This window comes from Paenibacillus sp. FSL K6-2862, from assembly GCF_038005125.1.
Classification (GTDB): Bacteria; Bacillota; Bacilli; order Paenibacillales; family Paenibacillaceae; genus Paenibacillus; species Paenibacillus illinoisensis_A.
This window is the reverse complement of sequence record NZ_JBBOSN010000001.1, coordinates 2,829,941-2,848,933: the sequence shown is the minus strand read 5'-3', so window position 1 is coordinate 2,848,933 and position 18,993 is coordinate 2,829,941. Positions and strand designations below refer to the sequence as shown.

The 18,993-nt window shown below is 45.2% G+C and carries 14 protein-coding genes; 1 reads left to right on the top strand and 13 read right to left on the bottom strand.

Going from position 1 to position 18,993, the window contains the following annotated elements; translation table 11 throughout:
• Window positions 1-8: 8 nt before the first annotated feature.
• The 5 genes from MHB82_RS13115 to MHB82_RS13095 form a co-directional block, all read right to left on the bottom strand.
• The gene (locus tag MHB82_RS13115) at window positions 9-983 is read right to left on the bottom strand and encodes an MBL fold metallo-hydrolase (protein ID WP_341174867.1); all 975 of its coding nucleotides are present in this window, start codon (window positions 981-983) and stop codon (window positions 9-11) included.
• Window positions 984-1,018: 35 nt separating this feature from the next.
• Window positions 1,019-1,663: a hypothetical protein gene (locus MHB82_RS13110; RefSeq protein WP_341174866.1), complete on the bottom strand. Its 645-nt coding sequence runs from the start codon at window positions 1,661-1,663 to the stop codon at window positions 1,019-1,021.
• 291 nt (window positions 1,664-1,954) lie between these two features.
• The gene (locus MHB82_RS13105; protein ID WP_110822687.1) at window positions 1,955-3,436 is read right to left on the bottom strand and encodes a DHA2 family efflux MFS transporter permease subunit; all 1,482 of its coding nucleotides are present in this window, start codon (window positions 3,434-3,436) and stop codon (window positions 1,955-1,957) included.
• 59 nt (window positions 3,437-3,495) lie between these two features.
• Window positions 3,496-4,083 carry a TetR/AcrR family transcriptional regulator gene (locus MHB82_RS13100; RefSeq protein WP_095287417.1) on the bottom strand — a complete coding sequence of 196 codons (588 nt, stop codon included), beginning with the start codon at window positions 4,081-4,083 and terminating at the stop codon, window positions 3,496-3,498.
• A 291-nt stretch (window positions 4,084-4,374) separates the two neighbouring features.
• Entirely contained in the window at window positions 4,375-5,298 is a 924-nt protein-coding gene (locus MHB82_RS13095) for an NAD(P)/FAD-dependent oxidoreductase (RefSeq protein ID WP_341174865.1), read from the bottom strand.
• A 404-nt stretch (window positions 5,299-5,702) separates the two neighbouring features.
• On the opposite strand from MHB82_RS13095, the gene cyoE reads away from it, so the two are divergent.
• A complete protein-coding gene (cyoE, locus tag MHB82_RS13090) occupies window positions 5,703-6,632 on the top strand; it encodes a heme o synthase (protein ID WP_095358322.1) in 930 nt (309 codons plus the stop codon).
• Window positions 6,633-6,727: 95 nt separating this feature from the next.
• Here the strand turns inward: cyoE and MHB82_RS13085 are convergent, their stop codons facing one another.
• The 8 genes from MHB82_RS13085 to MHB82_RS13050 form a co-directional block, all read right to left on the bottom strand.
• Complete coding sequence (locus MHB82_RS13085; protein ID WP_095358323.1) at window positions 6,728-8,497, bottom strand: ABC transporter ATP-binding protein; 1,770 nt, start codon at window positions 8,495-8,497, stop codon at window positions 6,728-6,730.
• Window positions 8,494-10,239, bottom strand: a complete 1,746-nt coding sequence (locus MHB82_RS13080; protein WP_341174864.1) for an ABC transporter ATP-binding protein — start codon at window positions 10,237-10,239, stop codon at window positions 8,494-8,496. The genes MHB82_RS13085 and MHB82_RS13080 overlap by 4 nt, the downstream gene beginning before the upstream one ends.
• Before the next feature lie 141 nt (window positions 10,240-10,380).
• Window positions 10,381-11,112 carry a Stf0 family sulfotransferase gene (locus MHB82_RS13075; RefSeq protein WP_341174863.1) on the bottom strand — a complete coding sequence of 244 codons (732 nt, stop codon included), beginning with the start codon at window positions 11,110-11,112 and terminating at the stop codon, window positions 10,381-10,383.
• A gap of 567 nt (window positions 11,113-11,679) precedes the next feature.
• Window positions 11,680-14,313: a PAS domain S-box protein gene (locus MHB82_RS13070; RefSeq protein WP_095358326.1), complete on the bottom strand. Its 2,634-nt coding sequence runs from the start codon at window positions 14,311-14,313 to the stop codon at window positions 11,680-11,682.
• Window positions 14,314-14,586: 273 nt separating this feature from the next.
• The gene (locus MHB82_RS13065) at window positions 14,587-16,971 is read right to left on the bottom strand and encodes a polyprenyl synthetase family protein (RefSeq protein WP_341174862.1); all 2,385 of its coding nucleotides are present in this window, start codon (window positions 16,969-16,971) and stop codon (window positions 14,587-14,589) included.
• A 188-nt stretch (window positions 16,972-17,159) separates the two neighbouring features.
• Window positions 17,160-17,957 carry a sulfite exporter TauE/SafE family protein gene (locus MHB82_RS13060; RefSeq protein ID WP_341174861.1) on the bottom strand — a complete coding sequence of 266 codons (798 nt, stop codon included), beginning with the start codon at window positions 17,955-17,957 and terminating at the stop codon, window positions 17,160-17,162.
• A 108-nt stretch (window positions 17,958-18,065) separates the two neighbouring features.
• Window positions 18,066-18,377: a hypothetical protein gene (locus tag MHB82_RS13055; RefSeq protein ID WP_095358329.1), complete on the bottom strand. Its 312-nt coding sequence runs from the start codon at window positions 18,375-18,377 to the stop codon at window positions 18,066-18,068.
• 29 nt (window positions 18,378-18,406) lie between these two features.
• Window positions 18,407-18,877 (bottom strand): DUF6376 family protein, encoded by a 471-nt coding sequence (locus MHB82_RS13050; protein ID WP_341174860.1) that lies wholly within the window; start codon window positions 18,875-18,877, stop codon window positions 18,407-18,409.
• Window positions 18,878-18,993: the final 116 nt, after the last annotated feature.

Below are 18,993 nucleotides of genomic sequence, written 5' to 3'. Positions count from 1 at the left end.
TAATATTACTAGAAGCCGGATTTCCACCAACGTTCCATTGGATAAATTCCGTTGTGGATTTGCACCTTTTCTCCAATTTTCGGAGTCGCGATGTCGACATTCGCGCGTTGTGCTGCCTGGGTAATTCGTTCAACCGGATCGGTCCAAGCATGGTAGGCAAGAGTGAATGCTCCCCAATGAATAGGAATGAGAAGCTTTCCTTTTACATCCAGATGGGCTTGTACGGTTTCTTCCGGCATCATATGTATGTTGGCCCACCGTTCGTCATATTGTCCACATTCCATCATCGTCAAGTCGAATGGCCCATACTTGTCACCGATCTCCTTGAAGTGACGTCCGTACCCGCTGTCTCCACTAAAAAACACCTTTGTCTCATGTCCCGAGATCACCCATGAGCACCATAGCGTGGAGTTACGATCGAATAATCCTCTCCCCGAAAAGTGCCTTGCAGGCGTGCATGCCAGTGTCAGGCTCTTGAATTGAAGCTCGTCCCACCAGCCATGCTCGGTAATTTTATCCGAAGGCACACCGATTTGAATCAAACGCCGGCGTACGCCATGAGGTACGATAAACCGTGCGGTTTTATTCATCAGCCTCCGAATGGAGGAATAATCCAGATGATCATAATGATCATGAGATAAGATGATGGCATCCAGCGGCGGAAGATCTTCTGGCTGAACTGGCAAATTGACGTTGTAGCGCTTCGTCCCCACCCATGATACCGGAGATGGACGGTTCCCCAGCATGGGATCAAAAAGCAATCTGGTTCCTTCGATTTCAAGCAGAAAAGCCGAATGTCCGAACCATGTTACTTGTGGATGATCATCAGCGTTCAACCTTTCGCTAAACTCACTTTTCACTATCGGTATATGACTTAAAGGTCTTCGGTCCTGACCACTTCTAAGGGAATCCCGAAGCATGCTCAGCATAGCCTTCAAGCTCACATTCATCGATGTTGGAATCTGATTTTCGTATTTGGTCATCTTATTACCTTCTGTTCTTCATAATGGCAGGTTCACTATGAAATAATGGATTCATTAACCTGGGATTGGAACTGCTCCAATGCGTGCTTAACTTCTGAAGCTGTAAGGCCGTGCCGAAACAGATACTCCTGTAATTCCTTCACTTCGGCTTCATCACCAGCCTGAACTCCATTGATTCTACGGATCACCGCTTCTTCCATTCCTTCTCGCTCGGGTCCTGCAGGCTCACATAGCCAAAAATCAGTTCTTTTCACTTTTCCCTCGTGGGTCCAGAGCAAATTTTCATAACGTATCACATCCCAATCCCGATAGCCAGACTGAATCTGCTCAAGTTCGGAATATAACATATCGTAGATCAGGTTGCACGGAATATGCCCAAAGTACTCTCGATACTGTCTCAGATTATATCCATCAATCCATTCGGTCAAGATAAAATATCCTGGAGAGTAGGCATACAGTTTGGGGACATGGCTGTTGCTTTGCATGGACATGATGGCTTCGCCCTCGAGTTCTCCACCGATCTTCCCACGCTTGGTGTACACTTTGAGGCAGTATTCCTGTACTTTATAGACAACAGACTGTTTTCCCAGCAGCGAAGCCTGCATGTTCAGGTGCCCGTTCCGTTCATAACGCATTAGCATATCTTCCAGATGTGGTGGTAATGGTTGAATGATTTTCATAAAAGAGTTCTCCTTGGTCGATTATCAAAGCTAAAACGTTTTCCACTTTGTGATGAATCTTACTTCACTTCACTATTATTGTCGCTAAACTAGAAGTTGAACATATCCAATTTCGCCAGAACATGAACTATTTGCTTTCATGTTCATATATGTGACTTTTGACGTACTGCAGCTGACTTTTTTCCACTTTAATGGATGAAACCCGTTCCATGTCAAGGTGACAAAATATAAAAAAACGATGTCCCCCAGCCGCAGCTGGAAGAACATCGTTTAATGTTAAGTGATATTGAATTAATGCATAGGGCCTTGTTGACCTTGTTGTGATCCAACCTTCACCCGTTTAACAAAGAAAGAGATCACCAGACCAATCACGGCAAGAACCAGTGCAAATACAAATGCATTCTGTACCCCTGACGTGAAACCAGCGAGCTGGTTTTCCGGGCTCTCCGGGTTAGTTACATTGCTCAAGAAGCGAGTCTGACCCGCGCTCAGAATACTTACGGCAACCGCAGTACCGATCGCACCGGATACTTGCTGTAATGTATTCATGATCGCTGTGCCGTGAGGATAATACTCTGGCGGCAGCTGGTTCAAACCGTTCGTTTGAGCAGGCATCATGATCATGGAAATCCCGATCATCATGAACACATGCATGGTAATGATTGTTCCCAAAGCCGTCGTCGGCGTAATGCCTGTGTACATGAACAGAACAACAGCCACAATCGCCAGGCCAATGATAACGAGCCATTTTGGACCAAATTTATCAAACAAACGTCCCATAACTGGAGACAAGAATCCGTTCAGCAAGCTGCCCGGCAGCAATACCAGACCTGCAGTCAGTGCTGTCACAGCCATACCTTGCTGCAGATACATTGGAAGGATCAGCATTGAAGACAACATCATCATCATACAGATGAAGATCAGGATCAAGCCGATCGTAAACATCGGATATTTGAATGCGCGCAAATCCATCATTGGCTGTTTCATTCGTAACTGACGAATGCTGAATAGCAGCAAGGACACTACTCCGACAACCAGGGTAATTACCACGACCGGACTGGTCCAGCCTCCGCCTGTATCCCCATGTCCACCCGCGCTGCTGAATCCATATACAATTCCGCCAAAACCGAGGGTAGACAATATAATGGAAATAACATCAATTTTCGGCTTGGTCAGTTTCGAAATATTCGGTAAGAACAACAAGCCGCACACCAGTGAGATAATGAAGAACGGCAATGAAATCCAGAAAATCCAGTGCCAGCTCAGATTAGCCAAAATCAATCCGGAAATACTCGGACCGCTCGCTGGAGCAAACATGATTACGAGACCGATTAGTCCCATGGCAGCACCACGTTTTTCAATCGGGAAAATAACCAAAATCGTGTTAAACATCAATGGCAGCAATAGGGCTGTACCTACAGCCTGCAGCACCCTTGCAACCAAAAGCAGTTCAAAACTTGGTGCGAGTGCAGCAACAATGGTTCCCGCAATCGAAAATATCAGAGAGGTTGTAAACAACTGTCTCGTTGTAAACCATTGTAATAACATACCGGAAACCGGCACCAAAATACCCAGTACGAGCAGGTAACCTGTCGTCAACCACTGAATCGTTGTGGGTCCAACTTCAAGCAGGGCCATCAGCGGCGTCAGTGCCACATTAAGCGCTGTTTCACCGAACAGGCCAATGAATCCGCTCAACAGCATCGCGAATAATATGGGCAGTACCTTATATTGCTTTGTTTCTTCTTGGTCCTGTACAGAACCAGCCTTCATGGAAACCTCCACGATCCATCCTCCTCAAACGTTATAACTGTTTCTTTCTTTGTGCAGACTTAATGAATCCCTCTGGCATTCTTAGCCACACTTGACAAATAATCAGCAGCCGTCAGCAGAGGCTGTTTATCCTGATTGGTCAGACTGATAATCAGTGCTCCCTCCATTAAAGAGATGACCAAAAGACCCGTTTCTCGTGCTTTCTCCTCACCAACGCCTTCCATCATCAGATGTTTCGTAATGATGTTCTGCCAGTTCGCGAATACACCCTGACATGCCACACGCAGTTGATGACTGATACAGGAAGTCTCCACGGCTGCCCAAAAGCTGAATGGCAGAAACCCCGTGAAACCAGCCGCTTCCGTTTCATCAGCCATGTCATGTATAAATCGCTGGATGGCGTCCCCTGTGCTCTCATGTGCTGCAAAGGTATCCTCGAATTTCTGCATGATGTGTTCATTGGCTTTCTGGATACACTCGTGTGCGAGTTCTTCCTTGCCGTGCGGAAAATAATGATATAACGATCCTTTCGGCGTACTGCTCTCCTTAATAATCTGATTAAGACCGGTCGCATGATATCCTTGTGAAAAAAACAGTCTGGCTGCTGTGCTGACAATTTGTTCTTTAGCATTAGACTTTTCACTCAATGGAGCCACTTCCTTAATCTGAATTATAACAATCGGTCTACATAATTAAACCCGTTTCCAGAAGTACTGTCAACAACTTTATCAAAGAAATGTTATGGAAACGCTAACAGTTTGTTATCTTCATATTAAAAGTAGTGAAGGGACCTGATCATCGGCTAAGAATAGAAAAAGGCGGCTTTTCGCCGCCTTGATCCTAGTACGTTGCTTGTACTCGATCTCTGAAAAATCAACATTCCGTTTACCTGCCGACAAGTTTCATTAAAAACCAAGCTGATCTACTCTACTCAACTATCACATTTGTAACTTTCCTGAATTATCCCAGGCCTCGGCGTTCAGCTCACTATTCATGCTAACGGCCGCGAGCGCGCCCAACGAAGCTGCAGTTATCGCCTGATATATTTCCGATGCTGCATCTCCCGAACTGAAGACGCCCGGTACGGACGTTTTGGCCAACTCATCAACCTTAATTGTCCCCGAATCCGTTACTTCACACCCCAGTGTTTGAGCCAGGTGCGAACCGATGACAAGCTTGGGTGCGAAGAAAATGCCTGTGCACTCCACGGTATTTCCGTCCTCCAGCACAATCTGCCTAACCATTCCTTCCTCCGAATCAATGGATTGGATCGGTGCGTCTAATACAGACACCCGATGCTGCTTCAATTCCTCCCGCTGATCCTCCGTCATTTCAGTTCCGTTCGTTAGTATGGTGAATCGGTTCGTCCAACCCGATATGACTTTGGCCATGTGTACGGCTTTATCCCCACTCACAATGATGCCAAGTGGTTGATCCCTTAACTCCCAGCCGTCACAGTATGGGCATACAAAGGCACTCTTGCCATATACCGCAGACAGTCCGGGAATGTCGAGAGGCTGGTCTTTTTTTCCGACTGCAAAAAGAAGCTTCCGGCCTCTTACGATCTTTCCTTCTACCGTTGTTACTTCAAATGAACCTTCCGTTCCTGTGACCGCAGCGGCTGTGTCCTCTATGATATGTGCAGAAGGATAGGCGCGGATCTGCTCTTTGGCAATTTGGCGGAATTCACTAGGCGTTGCCCCGTCTCTTGTCAAGAAACCATGAGTTTCACGAGTCACCATATTACGGGGGCGCCCTTCGTCGATCACTACAACCTCTTTTCTGGCTCTTCCTAAGACCAATGCGGCATTCAGACCGGATGGTCCCCCGCCTATGATAATCACATCTACTGTTTCTTTCATTTTAAAACACCCTTTCCAGATACTTAAAGTCTCTAATTAACCCCAAAAAAGATTCTCTCCTTCATCGCCTATGGATTAAAACAGCTTCCCCTGACAATAACAACCATATAGGCTATAATAAAGAGAATGAATTTAAAATCAATTAAAGATCCTTTATATCTACAATAGAGCCTTACTTTCAAAAACGCAAGTATATTTTTCTCAATTATTAATATATCTTCGTTTTTTTCATGACTTCTGTAGCACAGAAATTCATTTTTAACAATTAAAAAAAACCTTGTTTTTAAATTGTTCACAATCAATTGACAGTATTTTTAAACAAAAACGTGTTTTAATTCACATAGTAAACTAAATGCTATAATAAGGGCACGAGATATATAAGTATAGATATAGGAAGTGAGCATTTGAAAACATTGAATAAGGGGTCTCAACCCAAAATTGAACTAGAGTATAGCTCCATTCCGAAAGTATTCTTTGATACGATCAAAGTCGGAATCATCAAGTCCAATCTGATCGCCATGCTTGCCGGTTTGTGTCTGGCATTGTATGTATTTGATGCCTCATTCATAGCCAACATTGTGCCGATCATACTGTCTGTCATCGGCTCCTCTCTGATCATCGGGGCTGCTGGTGTGTTCAACAACTTGTACGACCGGGATATTGACGCGATTATGGAACGTACAAGAACACGTCCGACCGTTACCGGTCAAGTTGATACCAAGTCCGGACTGATTCTGGGGATCACCATTACGGTGATTGGGGGCATTCTACTGTATATTGCTTCGCCTTCCGCAGCAGTATTTGGTATCCTGGGATTGTTGCTTTATGTCTTCCCATATACCATGTGGACCAAACGCACAACAATTTACAATACGGAAGTAGGCAGCTTGTCCGGTGCCGTTCCACCACTGATTGGTTGGGCTGCAATCTCACCGGAACTCGGACATTTCGAAATCTGGGCTTTGGTGGTTACCATGCTCTTGTGGCAGATGCCACACTTTTACGGTATTGCCATCCGCCGATTTGACGAATATAAGGCAGCTGGTGTCCCAATGCTTCCTGTTGTCAAAGGAATCAGACGCACGTATATTCAAACGAATGTGTATCTGGTATTGTTATTGCTCTCCAGCTTTTTATTCTGGCCGCTTAGCCCGTTAGTGGCAATTGTTGCTTTCTTGGTCAGCTTGGCATGGCTCATTCTTAGCGTGGCAACATTTGATCGTAACCAAACCAAGAAATGGTCACATAAAATGTTCATTTTCTCCATTAATCACATTACGATTGTATTCCTGGTGATCATCGCTTATTCCCTGATTGCACAGCTGCTCAGATAAAGAATTGCAGCAAAGTTGAATACAAACAAGCCGTACAGACAAACTCTTGCAAAGAGTTAACTGTACGGCTTTTTATGTGGTTGTTGAATCTGATCTTATCCCACTTTCACAGGCGCTTGCTCTCCCTGCCAGAGCAATTGCATTTCTTCACTGGTCGCAAGCAGCTCGCTCAAGCTTCCTTCTGCTTCAATACGGCCATCTTTTAATACAATAATATGATCTGCCTTGGAGAGTGCTGCCCGCCGGTGTGAAACGGCAATACATGTTACATGCTGCTCGTTGGATAAACCCTCCCACACCTGCTTTTCCGTCTCCACATCCAGTGCACTCGATAGATCATCGAAGATATACAGATCCGCTTCAGTCATTAGCATCCGTGCCGTGGCTGCACGCTGAATCTGTCCACCTGACAGCATGACACCCCTTGGACCAACGGAGGTTTCCAATCCCTGATCGAGGTGTTCAATATCCTTTTTCATAACAGCCAGGCGAATGGCACGTGCGAGCGATTCGCCTACTCTACCCTTTTTGCCTTGCACAATGTTCTCCTTCAATGTATCACTGAACAATCGAGGGACCTGGGGCGTGTAAGCCGCACGAGGCGGCATCAAGAATGTTGCTGGATCTACCTCTTCCCCGTTCCACCGAATACGCCCCTCCTGTTTCGGCAATAATCCAAGAAGTGTCCTCACCAGTGTAGATTTTCCCGATCCGATTCGTCCGGTAATCACAATAAATTGTCCACGTTTCAGTCGGAGGTTAATATTCTGAATTCCTTTTGAAGAATTAGGATAATGGTATGACAGATTGCTGACTTCCAGCTCCCTAAGTTTATCGTCCTTTTCTCTCTGTAGTTCAACTGGTTCCGGCGGATCCTCATACAGATAGATCTCTCTTGATTCGATGATGCAATCCTCTTCACCAGGACGAAACAGCTTGCGCATGCGGTCAAATGAGACCTTCAGTCGTTTATGCTGGAATACCATGTACCCGAATAAGGAAATGCTAAAGCCTATATTAGCAAGATACGATGTAAACAAGGCAAAGTCACCTACAGTGAATTGTCCGGTTCTCATTTCGGCTGCACACATCAGCAGGATTAACCCTGTACAAATGCTGAGCACATGCTGATTCAGGGATCTCATCCACTGTTTGAACAGATTATCCCTTAAGGCTGCTTGACGACGATCCTCATTGAGTTCATTGAACCGGGCTGAAACATGCTGCTCAGCCTGCCCCAGTTTCAACGCTTGCACAGCACCAAACGTTTCCGCTATAAAACTCGTAATCCGCCCTGTCGCCTCCCGATTTTTCTGGGCGTATTTACGTGCGCGATTACCTGACAGATTGTTCAGCAGCGTAACTACAAGTAATGGCATGACGGCAACCAGTGTGATTTTCCAGTTGATGTTCGCCATAATGACGATGGATACAATTGCAAACACAAGCCTTCCCCAGAAGTCTACCCAGGACTCAGCGTACTCGACAACTTCGTCCACATCATCACGAAAGCGACTCATCGCTTCTCCGGGTGAAGCCGGAAGATTACGTCCAGGCCAACGCATAATGCCAGCCAGCATATTGGTACGAAGAATGGCCTGAATGTGAAAGACATATGTAATCCACGCATAGAAAGCAGCAAAGAACGTGCCTACTCTGGCTAATCTTACTAGCGCAATGAATACTAGCGGCACTGCCAGCCATAAGTAGTCACTGGATCCGATCGTCACCCGGTCAAAAAACCACTGCATCCCAATACCAATAGCTAATGGCAAGGAATGAAACAAACACCACAACAAACCGTTAATGATGAATAATACAGTTCTAAATCGAAACAGCCGTCCAATAAACCCTGCCACATTCACGCAAGTTCCTCCTCTCTGCCTGTCATTCGCAGCCGTGCATAATGAGAATTCGGATTATTCGCCAGATCTTCCCTCGCACCGAATTCCAATATCCGGCCATCCCCCAATACCATAATCTGATCTACCTGTTCAAGCGTAGCCAGACGATGAGCAATAATAATTCCCGTACATTGCTGCATCAACTGGTTGACAGCCGACTGGAGCAAGTGTTCCGTAGCCGCATCCAGACGTGAGGATGGTTCATCCAGAATAACCAGACTCGGCTCGGTCAGAAATACCCGGGTTAAAGCAAATAATTGCGCTTCCCCAGCGGACAAGGATGAACCACCCGCCGTCAAATGAGTATCCAGCCCATTTGGCTGGGTATCAATCCATTGACGCAGACCCAGTCGATCCGTCGTTTCCAGGATCATGTCATCCGACACCTCCTGATTGAACAGTGTCAGGTTATCCCGCAGTGTGCCATCGAACAGCTGAACATCCTGCGTGACCATACCCACCCGTCTGTACAGTGCCTTCAAGCTAAGTTTGGAAATATCCGTACCGCCAACGCGGATAACACCCCGGTCCAGATTATATAAACGAAGCAGCACCCGGCTCAGGCTTGACTTACCGCTCCCTGTGCGACCAATAATTCCAAGCCTCTGCCCAGGCTCAATCTTAAAATGAATATCCTGTAAAACAGGCTTATCGATGTTATAGCTGAAGTGTACATGTTCAAATTCAAGACCAAGCGCACCATGCGGCAGCTGTTCCTGGTCTCCGTCTTTGATTTCACTGCTCAGGGCAAGCAGTTCCCTGGAACGAAGCATACCGGATTTCGCTTTTTGAAACTCCTGCACCTGATCTCCCAGCATCTCAATCGGATCATTTAGCATCTGGGTATATTGATAGATCAGAAACAAGGTTCCGATGCTAATCGCCCCTTCCATAAAATAATGAACACCCAGCAAGAGAACCACTGTAACAGCAATGGCGAATAAAATCACGGTGGTATTCCACGGAATTACTCGCAGCATCCAGGCTCTCCGGCCTTTCAGGAATACCATCCGCATTAATTTGTAGAAACGGCTCATGACATACGGCACGTGCCCGTTCGCCTGTACATCTTCAATTCCGGCAATCCGTTCTTCGATCATGCCGAACAGGGATGCACTTGCTTCTCGCTCATTTTTGGAAGATTGTACGCCCAGATTACGGATAAATACCATAAATAAAATCGATAATAACGTAAACACGGTCATAACGATTGCAATAGGTACATTCACCGTGAACATAAATCCGAGTATGCCGGCAAGCAATACAAAACTCCCGATGACCTGAACAATAAACATGGCAAAAAAGTTGGAAATGCTCGTAACATCTCCATCGACACGTTCAATCATCTCCCCGGGTGTTTTTACATTGTGAAAACGCATATCCAGTTGCAGACAATGTTTAAGCAGATCTCCCCGCAGCTGATTAGTTGCACGCCACGACACATCATTTCCAAAATAACTGACTGCCACCGTAATCAACTGATTACATACAGCAACGACCAGAAAGAGGCCCGCGAGCTGAATCAGATTTGTGAGCATTCCACCGCTAGCGGCTGTATCAATAAACCGCTGGATGATCTGCGGATTCAGCAGCTGCAAGCCGGTAGAAGTCAGCAGCATTACCAGCAGCAGAGCGAGTCGACCTTTTACAGGCTTCAGATAACGGAAGAGCCAGGTCATGGATCTTTTTTCTTGTTTGGGCATGCTGCCCACCCCTTTACGTCTATTTAAATTCCTTTTTCAATGAACTCTTTATGACTTTCATGATGTATAGCTAAGACGAATCATGCAGAACAACATGAAATACCTTCTCTTGCACCCAAACATCATATTTGACTTGTTGTTTTACCATCTTGTATTCTCCCAACCCTTCTGGCAATCTTCCCGGAACCTTTGAACCCATTGTTCGGATATCTCATCTGCGATAGGGTCAAAAGCCGGGGACGCTATAGTAACGTCAGCAGACGAAACATCCAAGTACTCCAGCACCTTCCGGACAGTCCCCTCGTAATTTTGTATGAAATCCTCGTATACGATCGTTAAAGGAACAATGCCTGACTCTGAAAGGAAATCTTCGATGGCAGCTTCACACATACTGCTCTCAACTAGCAAATGTTTAATGGCATCAAAATGGTATTGATCTGCAATATCTTTCTCTTCAGCCTGAGCACCATGCTGACGATGCCACTCACCTGAAACAATAGCCCTCCACCAGGAAACAGCCAATCTCACTTTGTTTCGACGTGTCATATAAATATGCTTCGTGCAGTTCGGGAAACCTGTACTCCATACTTCCGCCCTCGGCGTTTCGGATGGCAGCTGATACAATTTGCGAATGGCATCGATCCAACGCTGTTCAAAATTAATTTTGATGCCGAAAACCCCATTGGGTGTTGTACCCAGCTTCCAGATTTGCTCCAGATCTGCGTGCTGCAACGTTTCCGGACTCTTGTGCTGGAAATGCAGCCATTCACCAGGTTTACCTGCAACGCCTGTTGAACTTAAAGCTTCACCGAGCAGTGTACTGCCTGTGCGTTGAGAAAACCAAATCGTATAGCTTTGAGAAGGTTTATTCATACCTTTACCAACTTTCTTCCCTTAGGATATAAAATGAATTGAAGCCCGTAGCCTACAAGATCTCCTTTCCATGTGAAACCGATTGGCGGGATGCATGCAAAAAAGCCATAGATGAACTGATGTTCATCTACAGCTTTGTATCAACAAGAGAACCATATGAAATCAAAAATCGTTTCCGGATTTCTCCTCTGCATCGCAAAATGAATAGTGTCCACGACAGGGGCTGCACAAGCACGACTGTCTACACACTGACATTCATCCTAAGATCGTATCTATGCTCATGCTTATTCAGTTATTGAATGTAAATCCCTTATTGGCATGAACATATTCATCTACCCACCCGTTACACATATTTGTTGTTTATTGTATTCGCTCCACTACATTACGTCAAGAACAATTTGTCTAAATTGTTATTTCCTACATGTTGATCATCATATGAGGTAAGCTTAACGATCATACCCCAGATTAGGAATCGGACCAAAAAACCGCTAACTTATCTAGGATAAGCTAGCGGCTCCAATGCCCATCAAGTGCTGACTCGTTCAGAAATGATCCTTTATTACGAGGTCAGTGATGGATTTGTTTCTTGTGGTAATACCTCTCCATCACTTGCATGATGGACTCGTTCTTAATAGGTTTGCTTACATAATCATCCATGCCTGCCTTCAAGCATTTATCCCTATCGCCTCGGACGGCGTTTGCCGTAACCGCAACAATATATGGACATGCTTCAGGGTCCGAAAGTTCCTTAATCGCTCTGGTGGCTTCAAATCCGTCAAGGTGCGGCATATGCACATCCATAAAAACAATATCATATGCATTACGTTTGACCTTCTCAACTGCTTCCACACCATCTGCCACATGATCTACAAAATGCCCTTTTTTCTCAACCATCCGGCTAAGAACAAGCAGATTAACCTCATTGTCTTCCGCAATCAGAATGCGCAGAGGTGTACTTCTGTTCTTTTTCTGCTGTTGATCAAACTGGTTGCTACCTTCATCATTATTTAATTTGAAGGAAGCCGTAAATATAAATGTTGTACCTGGTTCGTCCGATTCCTCGATCCAGATATCTCCCTGCATGAGCTCTACCAGCTTCTTACTGATGGCTAACCCCAGACCAGTCCCTTGAGGTTTACGGGTCATAAAGTTCTCTAACTGGTAGAACGGCTCAAACAATTGTTGTCTTTTCTCAGCAGGAATCCCTATGCCCGAATCCTTCACCTTAAATTGCAGAAGGATGTTATTGCTGCACTGCTCATTAACTCCGACTTCAATTGCCACACTGCCTTCTGGCGTAAATTTGACCGCATTGCCGATAATGTTGGTAAGTACTTGTTTCAAACGGTAAGCATCGCCATAGAGCGGAGTCGGTATGGCCTCATCCAGACATAAACGAATATCCAGCTTCTTTTCACGAGCCAGTGGTTTCACAATTTGCACGGTCTCTGTCACGATTTCCCCAACATCAAAAGGATCATCTACCAGATCCGTTTTACCTGACTCAATTTTTGAGAAATCCAGAATATCATTAATGATGGCCAGCAAGGAATCTCCACTCTTCTGAATAATACGAATATATTCCTCTTGCTCCTCACTAAGTCCCGGCGTATCCAGAAGCAGGTCTGTCATACCGATAACACCGTTCATCGGTGTGCGAATTTCATGGCTCATCATGGCCAAAAATTCACTTTTGGCCTTGTTCATTCTCTCGGCGGTCTCTTTGGCCACAAGCAGCTTCTTCTGTTCCGTAATATCCTTCGCAATCAGATAGAATCCAACATTGGTCTTGTTGATGATGATCGGAGCAAGTGTAGCCAACACTTCTGTCTCACTGCCATCCGTGTGACGAACAGCGTTAATTTCCTTCTCAGCCAATTCGTAGTTGCTGCGCAGGATCATCCCCAGATTGACAGCTCCGATGAATCTGCTAATACTCGTGCCGATCATGTCTGACACAGGACAACCTGTCATCTTCACTGCGACCGGGTTCGCATTCATGATGTTGCCGTCCATGTTAAACGAGATAATGGCGTCATGATTATATTTCTTAAGTGAAGTGTAACGTTCCACGGATTCCTGAAGTTTAAATTCAATAAGTTTCCGTTCGGTGATGTCCTGCAATGTTCCGTTCAATTGTACGGGCTGTTGATGTTCATCGAACGTAATCAGACCGCGCAAATGAAGATATTTCTCACTCCCATCAGAGCGTATGTGTTTATATTCGAAATCAAGCGGTTCTCCTTGCTTCGTGCCTCTGATTTTTTCTTGCAAGGATGCTGCATCCGCGGGATTCATCACCCGAAGAACATCCCTTGCCCGGTAGCGTTTGTGTGTGCGCTCGAGCTCGAAGATTTCAAGTACCTGATCTGAAGTGGCGATTTGGTCATTGACCATATCCCATTCCCAACTACCAATCATCGCAATCCGTTCGGCCTCTGCACTGATCTCTTCATGTTTCTTTCGCTCAGATATGTCTCGTCCAATGGTAAGTATCTGCCGTTCTTGCTCGGCATCCCCAATAATCTTGTATGTGGTCTCAAACCATAGATAATGTCCATCTTTATGGCGAACTCTGATATTCAGAATATTCCCCGTAGTCAAGTCCATCTGTGAGATCTGTTCCAAATCAAACGGATGGAAATAGGCATTGTTATTTTGACCGATAATGTCTTCTGGAGAGTAACCCAGCAGATCTTGAACAGAAGGTGAGCAGAACCGGCAAACTCCTTCAAAATTGGCGATGTAGATGATCTCCTGTGCGTTATCCGAAATCAGTTTGAACATCTCTTCACTGTGCAGAAGTTTTTGTTCAGACAACTTACGATCTGTGATATCTACAATATGACAAATGAAATAAAGCGGCTCATCTGTACTTTCATCCCGAGCCAAGGCTATATGCAATGAAATCCAGAGTACGTCACCATTTTTTTTGATGTAGCGCTTTTCGTACGTATACTCATTTGATCTGCCTTCAAACAAATCGCCAGCATAGATTATATCCTGCGGGCAGTCGTTCGGATGTGTAATATCCTGGTAGCTGAGATTCATGAGTTCCTCACTGGTGTAGCCCATCATGCAGCAAAATGCAGGGTTTACTTTCATCCATTGACCTGAAGGAGCTACAAGTGCAATTCCAATAGGTGCTTGGTTATAAATCTGTTCGAACAATTCGTGATGGTCAACCTTTTGAACCTGCATTTTAAGATCTCCTTTTTGATATATATACTCATGCAATAGATTGTCGAAATTTCAAATTTTTCTTTATCTTGTCCGTTCCGAAAGGAATAGTGGTTTTAGAACCATAATAACTGCTTAGTACCCCGTATTATAGCGATTGAAACATCTCTTTCCAAGTGATTTGTGTCATTCAAACGGAAACAAGGCCTGGATCCCATAGACATGGAATTCCCGACCTTTGTCGCTAAAGTTAATTATAAGTCAAATGGTGCACGAAATCGCGAGTAAAATCTGTCAGCGCTCACGCCCAACAATGTAATCCAACAGATGTTTCAAAAAAGGGATATGCTTCGGCATTTCGGCAAGTGCATCCGTTGCGAGACCATAATGTTCCCACATTGCTTTTTTCGCTCCATCCTCCCCAAGGATGGAAACGAAGGTTGAATTGTTGTTGCGGACATCCTGCCCGGCTGGTTTACCAAGCACCATGTCATTCCCGTCCAGATCCAGCAGATCATCCTTGATTTGAAAAGCGATACCCGCATGGTAGGCAAATGTCTTCAAGGCGGAAATTTCAGAATCCTTGACCTGTGCCAGAATAGCAGGCATGACAAGCGCCGCTTCAAAGGCAATGCCTGTTTTGTAGAAGCAGATCATGTTCAGCTGATCCAACGTTAGCGCTTTACCTTTGGCGTTCAGGTCCATCGCCTGCCCCATACACATGTCTTCTGCTTTTTCAGCCGAATATCGGATCAAGGTTAGCACCGTTGCAGCATCGAATTGACTTAGCGAGGATTGTTCTCCAATGGCTTTCTGGATCAGAAAGAGGCCTGTTAATTCAGCTGTGGCGCTGTTATGCACCTGATGCAAGGTTGAACGGCCCCGCCTGGTTGAAGCATTATCCTGCGTTGGCAGATCATCAAAAATGAGCGAAGCGGTATGCATATACTCCAGTGACCTTAATAGCGGAACGATCGATGCTTCTGACAGCCCATACTCTCGCACACCCATAACCCAGGTCAAGATCGGCCTCAGCCGTTTGCCGCTGCCCTGCAGGCTGTAATTGGCTGCATCAATCAGCGTTTCTTTCATTTCCGGAATTGCAATCGGTTTGGATATTTGAACTTCCATGTTAATCCGTTCACGAACGTTTCGAACCGTTTGAATAAAATCCTCTTTTTCCTTTTTGTCATTCTTCAGATGGACAACAACCTGATCCCTGAGCAATTTATCGAGAAAGTCCACGTCATCCGCTTTTCGAACCATTCGTTGAATGAGATCGTTAAATTCAGGCTGACCCGAAGCAAAGATGTCCATAATTTCATTATATTTCGCCGGTCCCAGTCGTTCTCTGCTGCGTTTGAGGCCATTGATCGCACGATCCAGTATGACCTCACGTGTCTTGGCATCCGAGTCATACACATTATGGATCAAGTGAGAGATCACGGTCCAATAGAGCTCATATGGATTAATTAAGTCAGGACGCAGATCCCGGTACTTCAAATAATACGTGTACGGAGTCACTGCCCCCTCTTCCAAATCATCAAACATATCTGCAAAATCATCTGCCAGTTGATTGTAAATTCCATAATAGAACGTGCGGACATCAAAGCCTTCATCCTCCGAAGCGCTCAGAACGGAACGAACAATCAGCCTGGATGAAGATGACTTGATAATAATCGGGATATAGAGCTCTTCATTGGTATAGTTCGCATTGGTAAGTTTCTTCGCCCGGTCCAGCTCTTGGGAGTGAAAAAAAACATAAGATTGCTCAAAAAAAGTTCGCTGCATCTCAGGTCGCTGGTAATTCTTGATGTATTCAAATGCCTCCCGCAGCTCCGAGTGAACATAGCGGATGACTTCCTCACTGTCTCCGTTCCACTCGCCAATGTCAGGTACAATTCCTGTAAGCAGCGCCTTTCGAATCAGGAGGGAATACTGTTCTTTCTCCTGGGAAGTCAGGGCCTGTGAATCCAACAGATCGTCTATAAATGGATAGGTTAACCCGTATGAATATCCCAATCTGATGGCTGCATCAAATCTCTTCGAACGTTCCGGAATTGGCGTCGTCTCATCCAATTCATCATTCACATGCAGAACAACGCCAAGAATGATCTTAATCAGCTTGCGTTGTGCCTGCTCTGCATCGAGCTCCTTCGGGATATTTGAAGCGACGTTTTCGAGTTTCTGAATCAGCCAGATTACGGCAGTCTCCACGTTTTCCTTCTGAGCCCAGCGATACAATGCAGCCAGGCTGATAAAATCGGGCTGGCCCTGTCGTTTCGCTCCATCCTTACGCATGAAGTATTTCTTCGTATCCTGCACAACCCGCTGAATACGAGCCTGCGTCTCAGGGGTATCCAGCGCCTTGCCCAGATCTCTCATATAAATATAGGAGATGCTGCGATCGAGGTACTCGTCCAGTTTGCCGGTTACGTTCAACCAGTGGATATATCTATATACATCCCGGGAATCGGGTTTTCTTGCGGTTCGTGATATCCAGGGTAACCATGAGAATCGATGAATATGTTTCTTTTGCCATTGATGAAAATCCTGCATTAGAACCGTCGTATATGAGTTATTCATTAGCTGGTTATGAAGGGAAGCAAAGTACTGGGCTGCCTTATGCTCGGCTAACTGATATCCTGCTTCGGCATGATCTATAAGTGCGTTATTCATAGGATGGATACCTCAACTTCTATTAATGTTAAACATGTATCCATGAGAGGAGATTGAGGGTGCTCCATGGACGAAAACTGTTGTGAATTCATGCTGTATCAAATTCGCCAGCTCATGTTCATAACCTTTATACGGCGCTTGAAGCGTTTGGTTACGTAATCGTCAAGGTCACTCCACTGATCCTTGTTTTATAAGATAGAAGCCCACACTTTAACGGCAGTAACAGCAATAAGAACAATTAGACCATAGCGAAGCACACTTACATTCATCATTGAACTGACTCTCGAGCCAAGTGATGCTCCTATCAGACTCCCTATAACGGTGTAGATGATCGGCTCAATCGGAATGCTTCCACCACTGACTTTCCCGATGACTCCACCAATCGCGGATATTAACACGATGGCCAGGGACGAGGCGATCGTCGTTCTCGTAGGAATACGAAGCACCGTCAGCATGATCGGAATCAAAATAAATGCACCGCCAGCGCCAACAATTCCCGAGACAACGCCCACTGCCAGAGCCGAACCTGCCGCAATCCATCGGTTAAATTCCACTACATCAGAAGAAGCTTCTGTACCTCTTCCAGGGATCAACATGAGGACAATGGCGATGACCGCCAATATGCCGTAAATCAGGTTAATGACATCTCCATCCAGATGGCCGGATATGATGCCTCCGATTAAGCTGCCGATGAGAATACTGAAGCCCATGTATACCACGAGCGTCCTATTCACCAAAGCATGCCCGTCCCCGGCCCTCCTCTTCTTTCTCTGAAATGCGATTACACCTGCCAACGAAGAAAAGAATACCTGGAACATGCTAATGGAGGAAACCTCATGTGTAGTAAAAGGCTCAATACCCATAAGAGAGGGAACGTACAGCAGCAGGGGGTAGTTAATAATAGCTCCACCAATACCCAGTAAACCGGAAAAGAAGGAACCGACCAGACCCAGTATAAACATGATGATAAAAAGCAGAACATCCATCGGTAATTCTTCCTTTCTTGCGCTTGAAAAACCTTGTCAAAAAACTGTATACGCGGCGAAATTTATCGGCTATAATAAAAACCAAGTAAATTAATCAGAAATGAGTGATTAAGCATGCTTAATCTGTTCAAGACTCTTTTTGAAAATAAATGCCCTCACTGCAACGAAAAACTGCATGTGTCCAGTGATCCGCTCTGCGCCACCAAGACCTGCAGCCAGTGCAATTATAAGGAAGAAAGCTACGGCTCTCTCGGTGTACGCATTGTGTATGACACCACAAAATGATAAAAAACATTCCTGCTCATTGTACCACGTCTCCGCTGGCTCGATAAGCGGTAAGCCCTGAGAGCAATTGAAATCGAATACTCCAACATGTAGAAATATAAAAAAAGGTGCCAAACGAATTACATCGTTTCGCACCTTTTTTACTTCATATTTGAATATTTAGCTTATTCATTCCCTAATCCGCTCAACGGATCTTTTAGACTGTTGATATTATTGATCAGATCCGGGATTCCGGTCTTTTCCCAGTTTTCTGCAGTGAAGCCTTGCTCTGCTATGGTGGTCTCGAATTGATCCACAACTTCGGTTAACTGATTGTTATAACTGACCAAATTTTCATGGATGCTCTCACCGATAGCCGGAGCCGTAAGCTGTGAGAATTCACTTGCTTCCGCTTGAATCTGATCAATTTTCGTTTGAATCTGCTCGGTGATCTGGGGATTGTTGACGGCATCCGATGCGAGCTGCTGGAGCTCCGCGCCAGCACTGGATATTTGCTCAATATAGTCCGTTGCTCCGCTAACGTAGTTTAAACTTTCGTTTGCCTGCTCCATAACAGAACAAGCCGAGATGACAAAAATATTTGCAGCAATAAAGCCTGTCATGATCAGTGTTTGCCTTCGTTTACGTAAAATCATGAGCATCTTCCCTTCCTTGTTTCAGAAGTCATTTACCTAATTGAATGATAGCTGTTCCGGATACCTGAATGCAAATCGGTCTGCACTCATAGGATTGAACATGTATAATGGAAGAA